Below are 17817 nucleotides of genomic sequence, written 5' to 3'. Positions count from 1 at the left end.
ATGTCCTTTATTCATCTTCATTTTTCACCCGCGCTGCTCGCAGTGCCTTTCTCACCGGCAAAATACATGCCGGTACCACAGACAATGCGTCTACACCCATCCGCAGAAAGGTCTCTGTCAGCCTTGTATCTGCTGCCAGCTCACCGCAGAGACAAACCTTACAGTTCTCTTTGTGTCCTGCATCTATAATCATTTTGATCATACGCACAACTGCCGGATGATGATCGTTATATTTTTTCTGAAGCAAAGGATTCTGGCGATCCATGGCAAGCGTATACTGGGTCAGGTCATTGGTTCCGATTCCAAGGAAATCCACACGTCTGGCAAGCTCCTCCCCGATCATTACGGCTGCAGGAGTTTCCATCATAATGCCCGTTCGGATATTTTTAAAGGGAATCCCCTCACTACTCAGCTCAGCTTTCACCTCCCGGATCAGCTCCTCAATCGCATCCATTTCCTCCTCTTCACTGATCATCGGATACATCATCCCCAGATTTCCGTACCAGCTTGCACGGTAAATGGCACGAATCTGTGTTTTAAACAGATTTTTCCGGTCCAGGCAAAAACGGATTCCACGATTTCCCATAAGAGGATTTGTTTCCTGAGGAATCTCCAGGTAGGCTGCCTGTTTGTCTGCACCAAGATCTGCTGTTCGAATGACCACCAGACGATCACCCATGGTCTGTGCCGTCTTCTTGTATGCCTGGAAAAGCTCTTCCTCTCCCGGATAGCTCTCTCTTCCCAGATATTGGAACTCACTTCGAAGCAATCCAATTCCCCTTGCGCCATAGTAAAGCGCACTGTTCAGATCATCCAGGCTTCCGATATTTGCATAAATTCCTACTTCCTTGCCATCCAGGGTGATATCCTTTTCATCCTTTAGCTTCAGAAGAGCTTCCCGCTCCACAAGATCTGCTTTTCTGCGGATTTCATATTCCCTTCTCACCTCACGGTCCGGTTCCAGATAAAGAGTTCCTGTATAACCATCGATTATGGCAACTGTGTCTTCCCATTCCTCTTCGGATGCGGGAATTCCTACTCCTGTTACACAGGGAATATCCATGCTTTTGGCAAGGATGGCCGTATGAGAGGTTGCAGAGCCTTTACGTGTCACAATGCCAAGGAGCTTGTCCTTGTCCATCTCCATCAATTCAGCCGGAGACAGGGCATCTGCTGCCAGAATTACCGGTTCCTCACCCAGATTGATTTTTTTCTCCTCTTTTCCCAGGATTTCCAGAAGAAGGTCTGAAACCCTGCTAACATTGTGAATCCGTTCTTTTATAGAGGGATCCTTCAGATTGCCAAACGTGCCATTTAACTCATCCCGTGTGGTCTGCACTGCATAGGCGGCAGTTACCTTTTCTCCGCTGATCATGCTCTGTACCGCCCGAAGGAAGCTGCCGGAGCCAAGAAGCTCAGCCTGCTCAAGTACCTGATGTTCAATAGCTTCTGAGATTCCTGCACTATCATATTCTTCCTTCAGGGTCTGCATCACATGTCTTCTTGCTACGTCAAAGTTACGCTGTTCCGTCTTTATATCATCTGCCTGATGCTGTCGGAGCTGATATTCTCCTTTTCGGTAAAACTGTATTTTTCCGATGGCAATTCCCGCAAATGCGGAAGCACCCTTATATATTTCCATGTTGTTCTCCCTTTAGCGAATAGTAAAGGCAGACTCAAAAGCCTGCCTCTACAAACTGTTGCTTTTGTATCAATTATACAACGCAACTCTTTTTAATGCAATTTTGAATTAATCACAAGCCGCCTTAAATTCCGTCCAGTTCTTATTATACTGCTCCTCTGCCTTTGCGTTTACATTTTTGATGCTTTCGCCGCTTGTTACGCTGTCCGGCACTACCAGGTTCTCATCTACCAGCTGGTCAGCCGCCTTGTTTGTGCAGTAGTATCCAATATAATCAAAGCACTCTGCTGCAATCTCAGGTCTTAAAATATAATCCACAAACTGATAAGCCGCCTCAGCATTAGGTGCAGCACTTGGAATGAACATGCCCATTACGCCAAATCCAAGACCCTCTTCCGGGTAAACCACCTTCAGCTCCGGATCCTCTGCAAGAGCTGCTGTTACCTGGGAAGTATAAAGGAGCGCCACAGATGCCTCACCGTTCAGAAGCGCATTCTGGGTATTGTCATCCTGGATCATACGAATATTAGGTGCCAGTTCCACAAGCTTTTCACCGGCCGCCTTAATAGTATCCACATCCTCCTCGTTCATGCTTTTTCCCATGGTAAGAAGTGTGATTCCATTGATAACACGATAGTTGGCAATCAATGCCACACTGTCCTCAAGGGACGGATCCCACAGATCCTTATAACCCTTAATGTCCAGATCCACCTCATCCGGATCGTAAACGATCAGCGGGATTCCTGCTCCGTAGGGTACGGTGTACTCATCATTTTCGTCATAGAACTGTCCCTGGTAAAGAGGGTTGATGTTATCCCAGTTGGAAATTTTTTCCTTGTCAAGCTTAGTGGCAAGACCCTCCTCTATAATTTTCTCAAGGATATAATCGTCTGCAATTACCACATCATAATCTCCGCCCTTTGCCATGGAAACCTTCTCAAGCATGGTTTCATCTGTGTCAAAATTGGAGTATACAATCTTATAGCCTGTCTCTTCCTCAAAGCCATCCAGAACCTCCTGTGGGAACATTCCCTCCCAGGTGTAAAGAACCAGCTCAGAATCAGCTGCATATACAGGTGCCACGCTGCCGCATACTGCTGCCACTGTTAAAATTGCTGCAAGTAACTTTTTCTTCATAGTCGATCTCCTTTTTCGTCTTACGGTTTCCCGCTGCCTGCCCCGTCAGCTTTTGGAAGTGCTGCCGCATCCACCCAGGTGACGGTGCTTACCGGTGCTTACCTACATTTACTCGGCCTTGATCTTGGTCCACAGCTCTGCATATTTCTGCTTGATCTTCGGCTCCTGATAGCGGAAAATCTCACTGTTAGGATTCTCGAAATCCGGAATATAAGAAGAAACGCCCTCATACTCACCACTGATCATGGTCTCGTAAACACTCTTTACAGGAGAAGTATAACCTACTTCTTCCGTATTGGAAAGAGCAGATTTTTCTTCCAGCATAAAATTAATAAACTGATGGGCCAGCTCCACCTCGCTGCAGTCTCTTGTGATTACCATAGCATCATACCAGTTATTGGTTCCCTGTCCCGGTGTGAAATAGTCCATATTCGGATTTTCACTGATAATATAGGAAGCATCTCCGGAATAAACTACTGCCATTGCCTTATTGCCGGAAATCATATTATCGATCACATCATCACCTGCATAAATAGGATCCATGGTGTTTCTCTGATTAACCAGCCACTGATAAGCCTCCTGAATCTGTTTTTCATCCGTTGTGTTCATGGAATATCCAAGGGCCTTTAAGGCTATCATAAAGGAATCTCGCTCAGAATCATACATGTAAATATTTCCTTTATACTTGGTATCACAAAGAATCTCCCAGCCCTCCTGAAGGTCTGCCGGATCTACCACCGTCTTATCATACAGAATTCCTACTGTTCCCCAGAAATACGGGCAGGAATAACGGTTGCCCGGATCATAGCTCTTATTCATAACCTCTTTCATCAGATTCGCCTTATTGGGAATCTGATCCCAGTCAATATGCTGGAGATAATCCTCTTTGATCAGACGCTCGATCATATAATCGGAGGGTACCAGCACATCATAGGATTCACCGCCGGACAGCTTGGTGTACATCATCTCATTGGACTCAAAGGTCTCATACACCACAGTACAGTTATATTCCTCCTCAAACTCTTTAAGAAGCGCAAGATCAATATATTCTCCTGCATTATACACCTTCAGCACATGACTCTCTCCTGCTGCACCGCCGCATTTTGCAAGGCCAAAGCCAAGAGCCGCCACTACCAGAAGTGCGATCACACGCTGAATCTTTTTCGTATGCTTACTTGCATGCTTCTCAAGAATCGGCGGAAGCATATTTGCGAAAACAAGTACCAGAATAATAACCACGATTACAATGGTAGACAAGGCATTAATGGTTGGATTGATTCGCTTGGTCATATTGTAAACAACAATAGAAATATTTTTCACACCGTTGCCGGATACAAAATAAGAAATTACAAAATCATCAAAGGACATGGTAAACGCAAGCAGGGCGCCGGCGAAAATACCGTCCTTGATCATAGGCACAATTACCTTTGTCAATGCCTGGAAGGGTGTTGCTCCAAGATCCATTGCCGCATTTGCCAGATTGGGATCCAGACTTCTTACCTTTGGATAAACACTGGTGATAACATATGGCGTACAAAAGGAAATATGCGCCAGCAGCATGGTGATATATCCCTTGCGAAAGCCCAGTGAGGAAAAAAGAAGCATCAGTCCGATAGCTGTTACAATATCCGGATTAAGGATCGGCAGGTTGTTAATATTTAAAAGTGTTTCCTTTAACACCTTCCGTGACTTGGAAAGCCCGATGGCTGTAATAGTTCCAAGAACGGTAGAGATCACAGTTGCCAGAATGGCAATCGTCACAGATACGTAAACCGCCTTGCTGACTTCTGTATTATGAAGCAGCTCGGTATACCATCTCATGGAAAATCCCGTAAATTTAGTCAGGGATTTAGATGAGTTAAAGGAAAAAATCATGGTCACCAGAATTGGCAGGTAAAAAAACACCAGGCAGATGGCCACATAAAATCTCTGAAAAAAGCTTGTCTTCTTCTGCATGATACCCTCCTACTCTCCTTTTTCCTTATCCATTCGCTTCATAAGACTCATGGAAAGCAAAATGATCACTGCCAGGATCATAGAAATGGCACTTCCGAAGTTCCAGTCTCCAACAGAGATAAACTGGGATTCGATCAGGTTACCGATCAGCATGTACTGTCCCCCTCCCAGAAGCTTGGGAATAACGAAGGAGGAAATGGCAAGAAGGAATACCATCATAATACCGTTTACCACCCCAGGCAAAGACAGCTTCCAGATCACCTTCCAGAAGGTCTGGAACCGGTTTGCACCAAGATCGTAGGCAGCCTCGATCAGGGACTTATCCATTTTATTTAAGGATGTATGAATCGGAATGATCATAAAGGGCATAAAGTTACAGATCAGACCGAGCATTACGGAAAAATCAGTATACATCATATTGATAGGTCCCAGTCCGATTTTTGCCAAAAGGTTATTGATGATTCCGTTATCTGACAAAAGGTTCATCCATGCATAGGTACGAAGCAGCATGTTGATCCACATGGGAATCGTAACCAGCATGATCAGAAGACCCTGCATTTTTTCAGAGCATCTTGCAATGATCAGGGCAAGGGGATAGCCCAGCACCAGACAGATAAAGGTGGTAAGCAGTCCCAGCCAGAAGGATTTCAAGATAACATTTAGATAAGTAGCTTCCAGAAACTTGGCAAAGTTTCCCCAGGTGAAGGAAAGAGTCATAACTTCATTTCCTTCTGTAGTAAATGCATACAGGGCAATGAGAAACAGTGGGATTACAAGGATTATGATTGCCCATATAAAATACGGAATAATAAGTCGTTTAAACTGTTTCATTAATATGCTCCCATTCTGTACATAACATGAATATCTTCCGGTCCGAATTTCAGTCCTACCTGGCGGCCCACCTCCGCATAATCAGTAGTCTGAACCTTATAGGTACGCAGCTCTGTCTCCACAAGGATTTCGTAGTGTACACCCTTGAAGGTAACATTTCGTACCACACCATTTAACTTAGCCTGAGATGGCTCTACAATATCCAGATCCTCCGGACGAAGCACAACCTCAATTTCTTCATTGTCTTCAAAGCCCTTGTCCACACACTCAAATTCAAATCCGTCAAACTGCACCAGGAAATCCTTTATCATAATTCCTTCAATGATATTGGACTCTCCGATGAAGCTTGCTACAAAACGGTTTTCCGGCTCATTATAAATATCAGTAGGCGCACCGATTTGCTGAATTTCACCGTTATTCATAACTACCACTGTATCAGACATGGAGAGTGCCTCCTCCTGATCATGCGTGACATAGATGAACGTGATTCCAACCTCCTGTTGGATTTTTTTCAGCTCAATCTGCATCTGCTTACGGATTTTGGCATCAAGGGCACCTAAAGGCTCATCAAGAAGAAGGATCTTCGGCTCATTTACAAGGGCCCGGGCAATGGCAACTCGCTGTTGCTGTCCGCCGGAAAGCAGGGTAACATCTCTTTTTTCAAAGCCCTCAAGGCCTACCATTTTCAGCATTTTGCTTACCTTCTGGCTGATAACCGTCTTATCCACCTTTTTCAGGTTCAGACCAAATCCAATATTATCTGCCACATTCAGATGGGGAAAAAGAGCGTATTTCTGGAAAACGGTGTTTACCTCTCTTTTATATGGAGGAAGCTTGGAAATCTCAATGCCGTTAAATAATACTTCTCCGCCACTTGGCTCCTCAAAGCCTGCAATGATTCGAAGGGTGGTGGTTTTTCCGCAGCCACTTGGTCCCAGAAGGGTGAGAAACTCGTTCTCATAAATGTCCAGATTGATTCCGCGAAGAACCTGCTGGTCATCAAAGTTTTTTGTGAGGTTTTTCAACTCAATGAGTTTATTCATTTGTTTTCTCCTTTCCGTAGACAACCATTGCCCTACCTAAGCTTCCTGTAAAACTTTCTCACAAGAGAATAGACAAGAAGGAGCAATACTGTAAAAGCCAGCATAATCGTACACAGGGCATTGATTTCCGGTGTCACACCGGTTTTTATCTGAGTGTACACCTTGATGGGCAAGGTGGACAGTCTCGGACCATTAATAAAAATACTGATCACCACATCGTCCATGGACATGGCAAATGCAAGTAATGAGCCAGACGCCACAGCCGGCATAATAAGGGGCAGGGTGATGTCAAAAAAGGCTCTGAGGGAAGTCGCGCCAAGGTCTCTTGCAGCTTCCTCAAGGGAAGGGTCCATGCCTACAAGCCTTGCCTTTACTTCCATCAATATATAAGGAATGCAAAACACCGTATGGCCGATAAGCAGGGTCAGCATTCCAAAGGGCAGGTTCAGCATATAAAAAAATGCCATCAGCACCATGCCCAGAATAATTTCCGGTATCATAAGGGGCAAAATAGAGATGTACTCAAGTGCGCCCTTTGTTTTCCAGTGGATTCGTGACAGTCCCACTGCTCCCATGGTTCCGATCACTGCGGAAACCGCACAGCTGGCAGCTCCCAGGATCAGACTGTTTACAAGTGCTTCTTGCATGTCACGATCTGCAAACAGCTTCTGATACCACTGCAGGGAAAATCCGGTCAGCCGTACAGGAAGCTTGGATTCATTAAAGGAAAAAATGATCACAACTGCCACCGGCAGATACATCAGCAAAAAAACAATACCCAGATAGATTTTTTCGAAACGTGTGCTTTTTTTCATCCCAGCCCCTCCACTTCTTTGGCATTGGTAACCTTACGGTACAAAAGGATCATCAAAGTGGTAAGGATCATCATGATCACTGCCAGGGCTGCTGCAAAGGGCCAGTTATTTCCCCTGGTCATCTGATCCTGGATCAGGCTTCCTACCAGCACCACTTTATTTCCGCCCAGAATATCTGCTATAAAAAACAGCCCCATGGATGGAATAAAGGTCAAAATCACACCTGACAAAAGACCGGGCAGGGTCAGCTTAAAGCTAACCGTCCAAAAGGCTTTTATTTTGCCGGCACCAAGATCCCGGGCTGCCTCCACCAAAGACCAGTCCAGCTTTTCCGCACTGGAATATACAGACAAGATCATAAAAGGCAGCAGCACATAAATCATACCGATTACAATTGCCGGGTAACTGTACATCAGCTTCAAAGGCTTCTCGATCAGTCCAAGCTTCTTCAGAAGGAAATTCAGAAGTCCTTTTTTCTGAAGAATAATGATCCAGCCATAAAGACGGATCAGGGAATTCACCCAGAAGGGAAGCATAAGAAGCAGCATGGCTTTCTTTTTGCCGCTGGCCGGCAGCTTCGCCATGTAATAGCCAAAAGGATAACCGATCAGTGTTATAAACAGGGTGCTTGTAAAAGCAAGCTGAAAGGACTGGGCAAATGTATTCAGATATACAGGCTCTAATAGCTTCCTGTAATTATCCAGTGTAAAAATCCACTGCACCCCGTGAACTTCTCCGGGAGTGGCAAAGCTTAAGGCAACCATATAGAGAAGTGGGCAGGCTACAAATATCAGGGTAAAAATATATAAAGGAAGAATCATCCATATGGAGCTTTTTTTGCCCATCAGTTTGTACCTCCCTTAGGGCGGTCCACTAAAACCGCATCCTTTGGTTCAAAACGCCAGCAAATCTGCTGTCCCGGCTGAATGTCTGCATTCATACCGAAGCGGCTGGCTGTAACCTCATCACCATTTGGCAGGGTAAGTAAAACCCTAAGCTGCCCTGCTGCAAAATTCTTTTCCTTCACAGTGGCATGCAAGTTGCCATTTTCCTCCAGCAGAATGTGTTCACCACGAAGAGCAACCGTAACGTTTTCCCCGACATTTACCTTTTCCTCTGTATCAATAGAAGCCACTTCATCTCCCAGCTTCACTTTTATGTGGTGCCCGTTTTTCTCTGCTACAGTTCCCTTGAGAATATTGGCATTTCCTACAAAGGCAGCCACATAGCTGGTCTTCGGATGATTATAAATTTCATCCGGTGTTCCGATCTGCTCAAATTGCCCCTGATTCATTACCACGATCCGGTCAGACATATTGATGGCCTCCTCCTGGTCATGGGTAATATAAATAAAGGTAATTCCAAGCTTCTTCTGCAAACGCTTCAGCTCCAGCTGCATGGTGCGGCGAAGCTGCAGATCCAGCGCTCCAAGTGGTTCATCCAGCAGCAAAACCCTCGGATTATTTGCCAGTGCTCTGGCAATTGCAACCCTCTGCTTCTGACCGCCGGAAAGCTCTGAGGGCTTTCGCTTCTCATACCCCTCCAGCTGCACAAGCTCCAGCATCTCTTTCACCTTTTTCTTAATCTCAGCCTTGGGAGCCTTACGGATTTTCAAGCCATACCCAATATTATCCGCCACATTCATGTGGGGAAAAAGGGCATAGTTCTGAAATACTGTATTCACATCTCGCTGATTAGGTTCAAGAGCAGTCACATCCTGTCCCTCCAGCCACACACTGCCGCTGTCAGGCTGCTCCAGGCCTGCGATAATGCGCAAGGTAGTTGTCTTGCCGCAGCCGGAAGCACCTAGCAGAGTTACAAACTCGCCCTGCCTGATTGTAAGATTTATCCTCTGAAGAACAGCCTCGCCGGGGGCAAAGCTTTTTTTCAGATTTTTTAATTCAAGAAATGAGTCAGACATACATTACCCTCCTCTCTGTATTTGTGAAAAAAAATACGGGCTGCCGACATAACAAAGCCCTTGATGGACTTCGGCATTAACATAATAAATGTTAATGCAGTGCTATTACTGCACCTTACGAAATCGGTAACCCGTATTTTCATATAATTTGCCGAAAAAAGGTACGCCAAAAGCAGGTTCGTCCTGTTCAAGGTATATTCTATCATGGAGTATACCCTTTTGCAAAATAAAAAAGCTGGAAATGAGACTCGAACTCACGACCCCTTCATTACGAGTGAAGTGCTCTACCGACTGAGCTATTCCAGCTTATGCGCCGACAGATGAAAACATCTGCCGGACACAATTGCTATTTTAATTTATACATCTGCATTTGTCAAGGAAATTTTGAACCAGTCCTCCTGGGAAAATTCCACTACTGTGCAATCATTTCACGGCCTTCGAAGCAATTACCCTCTTGGCAGGTGCCTTTCCCGGCGTGCAGCTGTAAATGCTGACACCAAGTGCGGGCAGCTTCACTTTAATAGAATACTCCCGCTCGTCCCACTCTTCTGCCTTTGCTGCTTTGACCCGGGCATTTACAACGCCCTCACCACCAAATTCTGCAGCGTCACTGTTAAAGACTTCTTTATATTTGCCTGCAAATGGTACGCCAACCTGATAATTCTCATAAGGAATGGCAGCAAAATTGCAGATCACCAGAAGCGTTTCCTCCGGCTTTTCTGTTTTGCGAAGGAAAGTGATCACATTTTCCTCGTACTTCATCAGCTGAATCCACTCAAATCCGTCGTAATCGTCATCCAGCTTATAAAGAGCAGGAGAATTTTTGTAAAGAGCATTCAATGCCTGAATACATTTCCCCAGCCCCTCCGGCATATCCCCCTGTGGTGCCATCATTTTACAGCCAGGATGTACCATCATATAGGAATAAGCAGCTCTTACCTGTGCCAGCTTCTGCTTCTCATCTCCTGGAAGCTTATCCATAAATTCCCCAAGAGTTCCCACATCTCTGCTTCCAAGGGTGAGTACATAATGCTCAGAATATGCATATAACGTAGACAACGTCAATTGATCATGATAATTCTTCCGAAGGACAGGATCTACGGAAAGATAGAACAGGAAATCTCTGGTCCATCCGCCGCTCCACTTGTAGTCAAAGCCAATGTGATCATTCTCTACACAATCTGTCAGCTCCGGCCACAGGCCGTCCTCCTGAGCAATGAGAAGCGCGCCTGGATTACGTTTCTTCACAATGGAATTAAGATGCTTCAGAAATTCTATAGCATGCAGGTTCTCATTGGAACCGTACATATTCGGTGTCCATCCGTCTTTTCTTCCGTAATCCAGGTAAAGCATGGCATCCACATCATCCATGCGAAGTCCGTCTGCATGGAAAACCTCCAGCCAGAAGCAGGCACCTGAAATCAGGAAGTCCTTTACCATAGGACTGTCATAATTATAAAGCATGGTTCCCCACATAGGATGAACTGCCATACCAGGATCCTTCACCTCATAAAGAACAGTTCCGTCAAATTTCTCCAGTCCGCCCTCATATCTTGGGAACTGGGCCGGGGACCAGTCAAGAATCACACCGATTCCTTCCTGATGAAGCTGATCAACAAAGGCAGCAAACTCCTTAGGCTCTCCATATCGTGTACTAAGGGCAAAATATGCAGAGGTAGGATAGCCATCTGCCTCATCCTCCAGAAATTCCATAACCGGATGCAGCTCCACATGGGTATAGCCCTCTTCCTTCAGAAAAGAAACTAATTCCTTCTTATTATTCCACTTGCCAAGGCTTGTCTCATAGATAGAAACCGGCTGTCTGCGGTCATCGTACTTCTTCCGGTCCTTCATCCACTTGCCGTCATTCCATTCAAAGTCTGACACATCTGCCACAACCGAGTTCCATTCCGGCGCCGCAGCAGCTCTGTTTCCATAGGGGTCTGCCTTCTGAAGAAGTACATCCCCTTTCGCCTTGATTTCATACCGGTAGGCATCTCCCACCTTCACTCCCGGAACAAACAGCTGAAAAATACCGGATTTTGGCATCTTATGCATAGGAAGCACTCTGCCGTCCCAGTCATTAAAATCTCCCACAACGCTTACACGAATGGCATTGGGTGCCCACACTGCAAAATGAGTTCCGCTTACCCCATTCATAACCATAGGATGCGCACCTAACTTCTTATAGCCTTCATAATAAACGCCGCACAAGAAGGCAGCCTCATCCTCCTCTGTGAGGATTCCTCCAAAGCCATAGGCATCCTTAAAGCTTCTCTCTTTATCACCTGTCTGTATCTGAAATTCGTACTCAGGGATTCTCCGTCCCGGAATTAAAACCCCATAATAGCCAGCTTCATCCTCCAGCTCCATCTGGTATTTCTTATTCCCAACAGCTACCGCTGCTGACTTGGCACCTGGGAAAAAGCCCTGTATCAGCACACCATCCGGTGTCAGTCTGGGTCCCATCACATCTCTTGGAGCTGTCTCTTCTCCATAAACAATTGCTTCAATTCCTGCCCAATTCATATAATCATATACAGTTTTACTCATATGCTCTCCATTTCTCCGCACAACCTGCGGCCACCCACAGTATTAATATCCTGCCCTTAAAATCTGTCTGAAAAATCCATCCGCAGGTAATGGTTATTTATTACTATTTTACCATTTTAAACTGAAAAAATAAAGGAATTTGTTTGACAAATCTTACCTGCTGCGTTAAATTATTGGTATATATTTTCGCTAGGGCATGTTTGTAAATGGCTCTAGAAGCTAAGGAGGATTTTTCAATGAGCAATCGAAGCTATGATGTGACTGCACTGGGTGAACTTCTGATCGACTTCACAGAGAATGGTACCAGCACACAGGGCAACCCTATTATGGAGGCCAATCCAGGCGGAGCCCCATGCAATGTTCTTGCTATGCTGAATCGTCTTGGAAAGAAAACTGCTTTCATCGGCAAGGTTGGAAAAGACATGTTTGGAAATCAGCTCAAGGCTGCTGTTGAAGAAGTTGGAATTGATACACAGGCACTTGTTATGGATGATGAGGTGCATACCACACTGGCATTTGTTCACACCTATCCGGATGGGGACAGAGATTTTTCTTTCTACCGCAATCCTGGTGCTGACATGATGCTGACCATTGACGAGGTTCCGGATGATTTGATCCGTGATTCCCGTATCTTCCATTTCGGAACTCTTTCTTCTACTCATGAGGGCGTTCGTAAGGCTACCCGCCATGCCATCGACGTAGCTAAGGAAGCCGGATGTATTATCACCTTTGACCCGAACCTTCGTCCGCCACTCTGGAAGTCCTTAGAGGATGCCAGAAAAGAGATTGAGTACGGTCTTACCAAATGCGATGTGCTGAAGATTTCTGACAACGAGGTAGAATTTCTCTTCGATACTACAGACTATGACAAGGGTGCAGCCCTTATTGAAGAGAAGTACCACATTCCCCTTGTACTGATCACTATGGGTAAGGACGGAAGCCGTGCTTACTACAAGGGTCGCCGTGTAGAATGTGCACCGTTCCTTCAGGAACATACTATTGAGACTACAGGTGCCGGAGATACCTTCTGCGCCAGCATTCTGAATTATGTTCTGGAGCATGGTCTTGAGGACCTCTCCGATGAGAATCTTATGGAAATGCTTACCTTCGCCAATGCAGGAGCTTCCCTTATTACCACTCGTAAGGGTGCGCTTCGCGTAATGCCGACCCGCGAGGAAGTACTGGAATTCATTGCTAAGAGCGGCAGATAAAAAAGGAGCTGACATTTGCGGTAGTTGCAGATGTCAGCTTTTTTATGCAATAAACTGTGTCTCCGGAAGCTAAATGGGATTTAGTTAATCAAGGCGGACGCATTCCCCCAGGTGTACCGGGGCAGCCAATGACAAATTTCGGGATTTGGCTCCGTCGCCTATTGACAGGTGGGGAAGCAAACTCGCCCTATCGGGCTCAGACAGTGCATCCCCACCTGTCGCTTACTCGCCAAATTCCCGAAATTCGCCAACCGGCTGTCCCGGTACACCTGGGGGAACGCTGGCTATTGAAATCTACTCCCGCAATCTGTATACTCGAACATTGCAACGCACAGCCCTGAATGTACATTGTTAAATCGTGTTCGGGTAACGCCACTACTTAAATAAGTAGATGATTGGAAACAGCAGAACCACAGATAGCGTGCATCGGCTGGAATACCCTCCTAACGTCAGTGAAGAAGTATCGTTTTAGCACATTCGCCTTACCAGTAACCAGTGAGTTCGCAATGTATATTCGTGAGCAGGTCATTTCAGGAGCGCTCTTAACGGAAACGAGATCCACTGTCTACGAAGACTTAACATCGAAGGCTCTCCTGAGATGTTTAGTCGCAGTTGACAGTTAGCTCGTTGGAGTGTTACGACGACCTGCGATGAATATACATTGCGAACTCACGTCCTGGTAACAACTGCTTCACTAAATCCCGCACTGCCACATTTTCGCAAAAAACTGCCCGCAGCGCAGCACCATCTCCGGCACCACACCACGGGCATTTTATTCATCCTTTTATTTCACCACACGCACTCTGGAAACGCCCTCAATAGACTTCAGTGCATCCAGTGCCTCTGCGGAAGCTACACTCTCCAGATCGATCAGAGTATACGCATACTCCCCTTTACTCTTGTTAGTCATATCCGCAATGTTCAGTCCCTCAGCACCAAGAATCTTGGTCAGCTGGCTGATCATATTCGGGATGTTCTTATGTGTGATAGCAATACGTCCAACTGCCACACAGGTACCCATATCACAGTTCGGGAAGTTCACAGAATTCTTAATGTTACCATTCTCAAGGAAATCACGAACCTCTTTCACAGCCATCACTGCACAGTTCTCCTCAGACTCCTCAGTGGAAGCTCCAAGATGAGGAGTAACCAGAATTCCCTCATGTCCTGCAACTGTATGATTTGCAAAATCTGTCACATACTTCTTCACCTTGCCGCTGTCAAGAGCCTCGATCAGAGCCTCCTCATCCACCAGAAGATCACGTGCAAAGTTCAGAAGAACCACGCCGTCCTTCATCTTTCCAAAAGCCTCTTTGTTGATCATCTTCTTGGTAGAATCCAGAAGGGGAACATGAACGGTAATATAATCACACTTGCTGTAAATCTCATCCAGGCTCTTGCTGTGCTTAATGGTACGGGAAAGATTCCAAGCCGCATCAATGGAAATATAAGGATCGTATCCATAAACCTCCATGCCAAGAGAAGCTGCCGCATTTGCAACCATGCTTCCGATGGCGCCAAGACCGATGATACCAAGCTTTTTGCCCATGATCTCACAGCCTGCAAACTGTTTCTTCTGCTTCTCAGCCAGCTTATCAATATCTTCCTGGTCCTTCTCTCTTTGAACCCATTCGATACCACCTACAATATCACGGGAAGCAAGCAGCATACCGGCAAGAACCAGCTCCTTGACACCATTTGCATTGGCACCAGGAGTGTTAAATACAACAACACCATTCTCAGCGCATTCCTTAACCGGAATATTATTCACTCCGGCTCCAGCACGGGCGATCACAGCAACACTTTCCGGCAGCTCCATATCATGCATTTTTGCACTTCTTACAAGAACCGCCTGGCAGCCGTCAATGGTATCAGAATTTTTATATCCCTCATCAAAAATATCCAGACCCTTCTGGGCAATCGGATTCAGGCAATGATACTGAAACATTACGCATTTTCCTCCTCAAACTTTTTCATGAATGCAACCAGCGCTTCCACGCCTTCCTTCGGCATTGCATTGTAGATGCTGGCTCTCATGCCGCCTACTGTTCTGTGGCCTTTCAGGTTCACAAGACCAGCCTTTGCTGCCTCAGCTACAAATTTTGCATCCATCTCCTTGTCACCTGTTACGAAAGGAACATTCATAAGAGAACGGTCTTTCGGAACAACTGTGCCATGGAAAAGCTTGCTGGAATCCAGGAAATCATAGAGGATCTTTGCCTTCTCCTCATTGCGTCTCTTCATCTCTTCCAGTCCGCCCATTTTCTTCAGCCATTTGAAGACTTTTCCGCACACATAAATGCAGTATGCGTTCGGTGTATTGTAAAGAGAGCCTGCGTCTGCATGTGTCTTATATGTAAGCATAGTAGGAGTTCCCGGAAGGACATCCTCTGTGATCAGGTCCTCACGGATGATCACGATTACCATACCGGCCGGTCCGATATTCTTCTGGACACCGCCGTAGATAATGCCGTATTTGCTTACATCAACAGGCTCAGAAAGGAAACAGGAGGATACATCCGCTACCAGTGTTTTGCCCTTTGTATTGGGAAGCTCTTTGAACTTGGTTCCATAAATGGTGTTGTTCTCGCAGATATAAACGTAGTCTGCATCCGGGCTGATCGGCAGATCACTGCAGTCCGGAATGTAGGAGAAAGTCTTATCCTCGGAAGAAGCAATTTTGTTTGCTTTTCCGTATTTCTGTGCTTCCTGGTATGCTTTCTTTGCCCACTGGCCGGTTACAATATAATCAGCCACCTTATTTTTCATAAGGTTCATAGGGATCATGGCAAACTGCTGGGAAGCGCCGCCCTGAAGGAAAAGAACTTTGTAGTTGTCCGGAATGTTCATCAGCTCACGCAGATCCTTCTCTGCTGTGTCGATGATCTCCTGGAATGCAGCACTTCTGTGGCTCATTTCCATAACAGACATTCCGGTACCATTGTAATCCATCATCTCATCTGCGACTTCTTTCAGCACCTCTTCCGGAAGGACTGCTGGTCCTGCGGAAAAATTGTACACTCTGCTCATTTCTTCACATCCTCCTCGTCAAATACCTCATCTAAACTTGCTCCTGCAGGAACCATAGGATATACGCTTAAATCCTGGTCGATCCAGCAGTCGAGAACTACCGGGCCCTCTGATGAAAGCGCTACCTTAAGGGCAGGCTCTACTTCTTCCATCTTCGTAACGCGGATTGCTTTTGCTCCCATTGCCTCAGATACTTTTACGAAGTCCACGCCATCGTTTAAGATGGTCTGGGAATATCTGTGATCATAGAAAAGAGTCTGCCACTGACGTACCATTCCAAGTACATGATTGTTCAGAATAATCTGGACAAGCGGTCTGCCGCAGCGCACTGCTGTGGCGATCTCGTTCATGTTCATACGGAAACAGCCGTCTCCTGCTATATTTACCACAGTTTTGTCCGGGCATCCCATCTTTGCTCCGATGGCTGCGCCAAGACCGTAACCCATGGTACCAAGCCCTCCTGATGTCAGGAAGGTCCTCGGCTCCTTAAATTTGAAATACTGGGCAGCCCACATCTGGTGCTGTCCAACATCTGTAGAAATGATAGCATCTCCACCAGTCAGTTCATAAAGCTTCTGGATCACATAAGGTCCGGTAAGCTGGGAATGATCGTAATTCAGCGGATATTTTTCTTTCATATCCTGAATGTGTGCTGCCCACTCTTCGTGTTTCTTCTCCGGGATTTTTTCCAGAAGAAGCTTCAGCACTTCCCTCAGATCTCCGATCACGGAAGCGTCAACCACAATGTTCTTGTTGATTTCCGCTGCATCCACATCGATCTGCAGGATTTTTGCCTTCGGTGCGAAGGTCTTGGTATCTCCTGTGACACGATCGCTGAAACGTGCGCCAAGGGTAATCAGAAGATCACACTCACACATAGCATAGTTGGATGTTTTGGTTCCATGCATTCCAACTGGTCCTGTATAGAACTCATCCTCACCGGAAAAAGCACCTTTTCCCATCAGGCTGTCACATACAGGTGCCTGGATCTTGTGAGCCAGAGCACGCACCTCTTTGGATGCGTCTGCAATTACAGCGCCGCCGCCTACAAAGATGAAAGGCTTCTGGGCTCTGGCGATCATCTGGGCTGCGGTCTCCACATCCTCCGGGCGGATGGTATCCACCTTAGGCTCTACAGCTGTGATAGTGTGACGGATATATTCGCATTTCGCGGCGGTCACATCCTTCGGGACATCTACAAGGACAGGTCCCGGACGACCGCTTTTTGCTATGGTAAAAGCTTTGCGAATGGTGTCCGCAAGCTGTGTTACGTCTTTTACAATGTAGCTGTGTTTTGTCACAGGCATTACGATTCCTGCGATATCCACCTCCTGGAAAGAATCCTTTCCAAGAAGTGCAGTTCCTACGTTACAGGTAATTGCCACCACCGGAACAGAGTCCATGCATGCGGTTGCGATTCCGGTTACCAGGTTGGTTGCTCCAGGTCCTGAAGTAGCCAGGCACACACCCACCTTTCCGGTTGCCCGGGCATAGCCGTCTGCTGCATGGGAAGCTCCCTGCTCATGGGATGTAAGTACATGTTTGATTTTGTCACTGTATCGGTAAAGGGCGTCATAAACATTCAGGATCGCGCCGCCTGGATACCCGAAAACAGTATCCACGCTTTGCTCCAGTAAACATTCTATGATGATCTCTGCTCCTGTAAGCTGCAATTTTG

At 46.2% G+C, this 17817-nt stretch carries 13 protein-coding genes and 1 tRNA gene; 1 reads left to right on the top strand and 13 read right to left on the bottom strand.

All coding sequences use genetic code 11. The features are described 5' to 3' along the window. Positions 1 to 7: 7 nt before the first annotated feature. From ptsP to glgB, 10 genes are all read right to left on the bottom strand, one after another. Entirely contained in the window at positions 8 to 1642 is a 1635-nt protein-coding gene (gene ptsP, locus H8S54_RS06090) for a phosphoenolpyruvate--protein phosphotransferase (protein ID WP_186901093.1), read from the bottom strand. A gap of 108 nt (positions 1643 to 1750) precedes the next feature. After that, a complete protein-coding gene (locus tag H8S54_RS06085) occupies positions 1751 to 2779 on the bottom strand; it encodes a polyamine ABC transporter substrate-binding protein (RefSeq protein WP_186901092.1) in 1029 nt (342 codons plus the stop codon). A gap of 108 nt (positions 2780 to 2887) precedes the next feature. Beyond that, positions 2888 to 4735 (bottom strand): extracellular solute-binding protein, encoded by a 1848-nt coding sequence (locus H8S54_RS06080; protein ID WP_117852122.1) that lies wholly within the window; start codon positions 4733 to 4735, stop codon positions 2888 to 2890. A gap of 9 nt (positions 4736 to 4744) precedes the next feature. Continuing rightward, positions 4745 to 5566 carry an ABC transporter permease gene (locus tag H8S54_RS06075; RefSeq protein ID WP_117852125.1) on the bottom strand — a complete coding sequence of 274 codons (822 nt, stop codon included), beginning with the start codon at positions 5564 to 5566 and terminating at the stop codon, positions 4745 to 4747. After that, positions 5566 to 6609 carry a spermidine/putrescine ABC transporter ATP-binding protein gene (gene potA / locus H8S54_RS06070; RefSeq protein ID WP_021924608.1) on the bottom strand — a complete coding sequence of 348 codons (1044 nt, stop codon included), beginning with the start codon at positions 6607 to 6609 and terminating at the stop codon, positions 5566 to 5568. Before potA ends, H8S54_RS06075 begins: the two co-directional genes overlap by 1 nt. A gap of 32 nt (positions 6610 to 6641) precedes the next feature. After that, positions 6642 to 7424: an ABC transporter permease gene (locus H8S54_RS06065; protein WP_186901091.1), complete on the bottom strand. Its 783-nt coding sequence runs from the start codon at positions 7422 to 7424 to the stop codon at positions 6642 to 6644. Further along, positions 7421 to 8272: an ABC transporter permease gene (locus tag H8S54_RS06060; protein ID WP_456298165.1), complete on the bottom strand. Its 852-nt coding sequence runs from the start codon at positions 8270 to 8272 to the stop codon at positions 7421 to 7423. Before H8S54_RS06060 ends, H8S54_RS06065 begins: the two co-directional genes overlap by 4 nt. After that, positions 8269 to 9345, bottom strand: coding sequence for an ABC transporter ATP-binding protein (locus tag H8S54_RS06055; protein ID WP_186901089.1), 1077 nt, complete (start codon positions 9343 to 9345; stop codon positions 8269 to 8271). The genes H8S54_RS06060 and H8S54_RS06055 overlap by 4 nt, the downstream gene beginning before the upstream one ends. Positions 9346 to 9578: 233 nt before the next feature. Then, positions 9579 to 9651, bottom strand: a tRNA-Thr gene (locus tag H8S54_RS06050). Positions 9652 to 9768: 117 nt separating this feature from the next. Then, positions 9769 to 11898, bottom strand: a complete 2130-nt coding sequence (glgB, locus tag H8S54_RS06045) for a 1,4-alpha-glucan branching enzyme (protein ID WP_186901088.1) — start codon at positions 11896 to 11898, stop codon at positions 9769 to 9771. Between the two features lie 236 nt (positions 11899 to 12134). Between glgB and H8S54_RS06040 the strand changes: the two genes are divergently transcribed. Beyond that, positions 12135 to 13109 carry a carbohydrate kinase family protein gene (locus H8S54_RS06040; RefSeq protein WP_021924613.1) on the top strand — a complete coding sequence of 325 codons (975 nt, stop codon included), beginning with the start codon at positions 12135 to 12137 and terminating at the stop codon, positions 13107 to 13109. 784 nt (positions 13110 to 13893) lie between these two features. On the opposite strand, the gene H8S54_RS06035 is transcribed toward H8S54_RS06040, so the two are convergent. From H8S54_RS06035 to ilvB, 3 genes are read right to left on the bottom strand one after another with little or no spacing between them, the layout of a single operon-like run. Beyond that, entirely contained in the window at positions 13894 to 15057 is a 1164-nt protein-coding gene (locus H8S54_RS06035) for a phosphoglycerate dehydrogenase (RefSeq protein ID WP_186901087.1), read from the bottom strand. After that, positions 15057 to 16139, bottom strand: coding sequence for a 3-phosphoserine/phosphohydroxythreonine transaminase (gene serC, locus H8S54_RS06030; protein WP_186901086.1), 1083 nt, complete (start codon positions 16137 to 16139; stop codon positions 15057 to 15059). The genes H8S54_RS06035 and serC overlap by 1 nt, the downstream gene beginning before the upstream one ends. After that, positions 16136 to 17812, bottom strand: a complete 1677-nt coding sequence (gene ilvB / locus H8S54_RS06025; protein ID WP_117852149.1) for a biosynthetic-type acetolactate synthase large subunit — start codon at positions 17810 to 17812, stop codon at positions 16136 to 16138. Before ilvB ends, serC begins: the two co-directional genes overlap by 4 nt. Positions 17813 to 17817: the final 5 nt, after the last annotated feature.

This window comes from Blautia segnis (genome assembly GCF_014287535.1).
In the GTDB taxonomy this organism is placed as follows: Bacteria; Bacillota; Clostridia; order Lachnospirales; family Lachnospiraceae; genus Blautia_A; species Blautia_A acetigignens.
Note: the sequence above shows the minus strand (reverse complement) of the source record. Positions and strands in the feature narration are given on the sequence as shown.

Excerpts from the sequence above, each read along its gene's own strand:
- ptsP (WP_186901093.1), bottom strand. The coding sequence starts at position 1,642 with ATGGAAATATATAAGGGTGCTTCCGCATTTGCGGGAATTGCCATCGGA.
- H8S54_RS06085 (WP_186901092.1), bottom strand. The coding sequence starts at position 2,779 with ATGAAGAAAAAGTTACTTGCAGCAATTTTAACAGTGGCAGCAGTATGC.
- H8S54_RS06080 (WP_117852122.1), bottom strand. The coding sequence starts at position 4,735 with ATGCAGAAGAAGACAAGCTTTTTTCAGAGATTTTATGTGGCCATCTGC.
- H8S54_RS06075 (WP_117852125.1), bottom strand. The coding sequence starts at position 5,566 with ATGAAACAGTTTAAACGACTTATTATTCCGTATTTTATATGGGCAATC.
- potA (WP_021924608.1), bottom strand. The coding sequence starts at position 6,609 with ATGAATAAACTCATTGAGTTGAAAAACCTCACAAAAAACTTTGATGAC.
- H8S54_RS06065 (WP_186901091.1), bottom strand. The coding sequence starts at position 7,424 with ATGAAAAAAAGCACACGTTTCGAAAAAATCTATCTGGGTATTGTTTTT.
- H8S54_RS06055 (WP_186901089.1), bottom strand. The coding sequence starts at position 9,345 with ATGTCTGACTCATTTCTTGAATTAAAAAATCTGAAAAAAAGCTTTGCC.
- glgB (WP_186901088.1), bottom strand. The coding sequence starts at position 11,898 with ATGAGTAAAACTGTATATGATTATATGAATTGGGCAGGAATTGAAGCA.
- H8S54_RS06040 (WP_021924613.1), top strand. The coding sequence starts at position 12,135 with ATGAGCAATCGAAGCTATGATGTGACTGCACTGGGTGAACTTCTGATC.
- H8S54_RS06035 (WP_186901087.1), bottom strand. The coding sequence starts at position 15,057 with ATGTTTCAGTATCATTGCCTGAATCCGATTGCCCAGAAGGGTCTGGAT.
- serC (WP_186901086.1), bottom strand. The coding sequence starts at position 16,139 with ATGAGCAGAGTGTACAATTTTTCCGCAGGACCAGCAGTCCTTCCGGAA.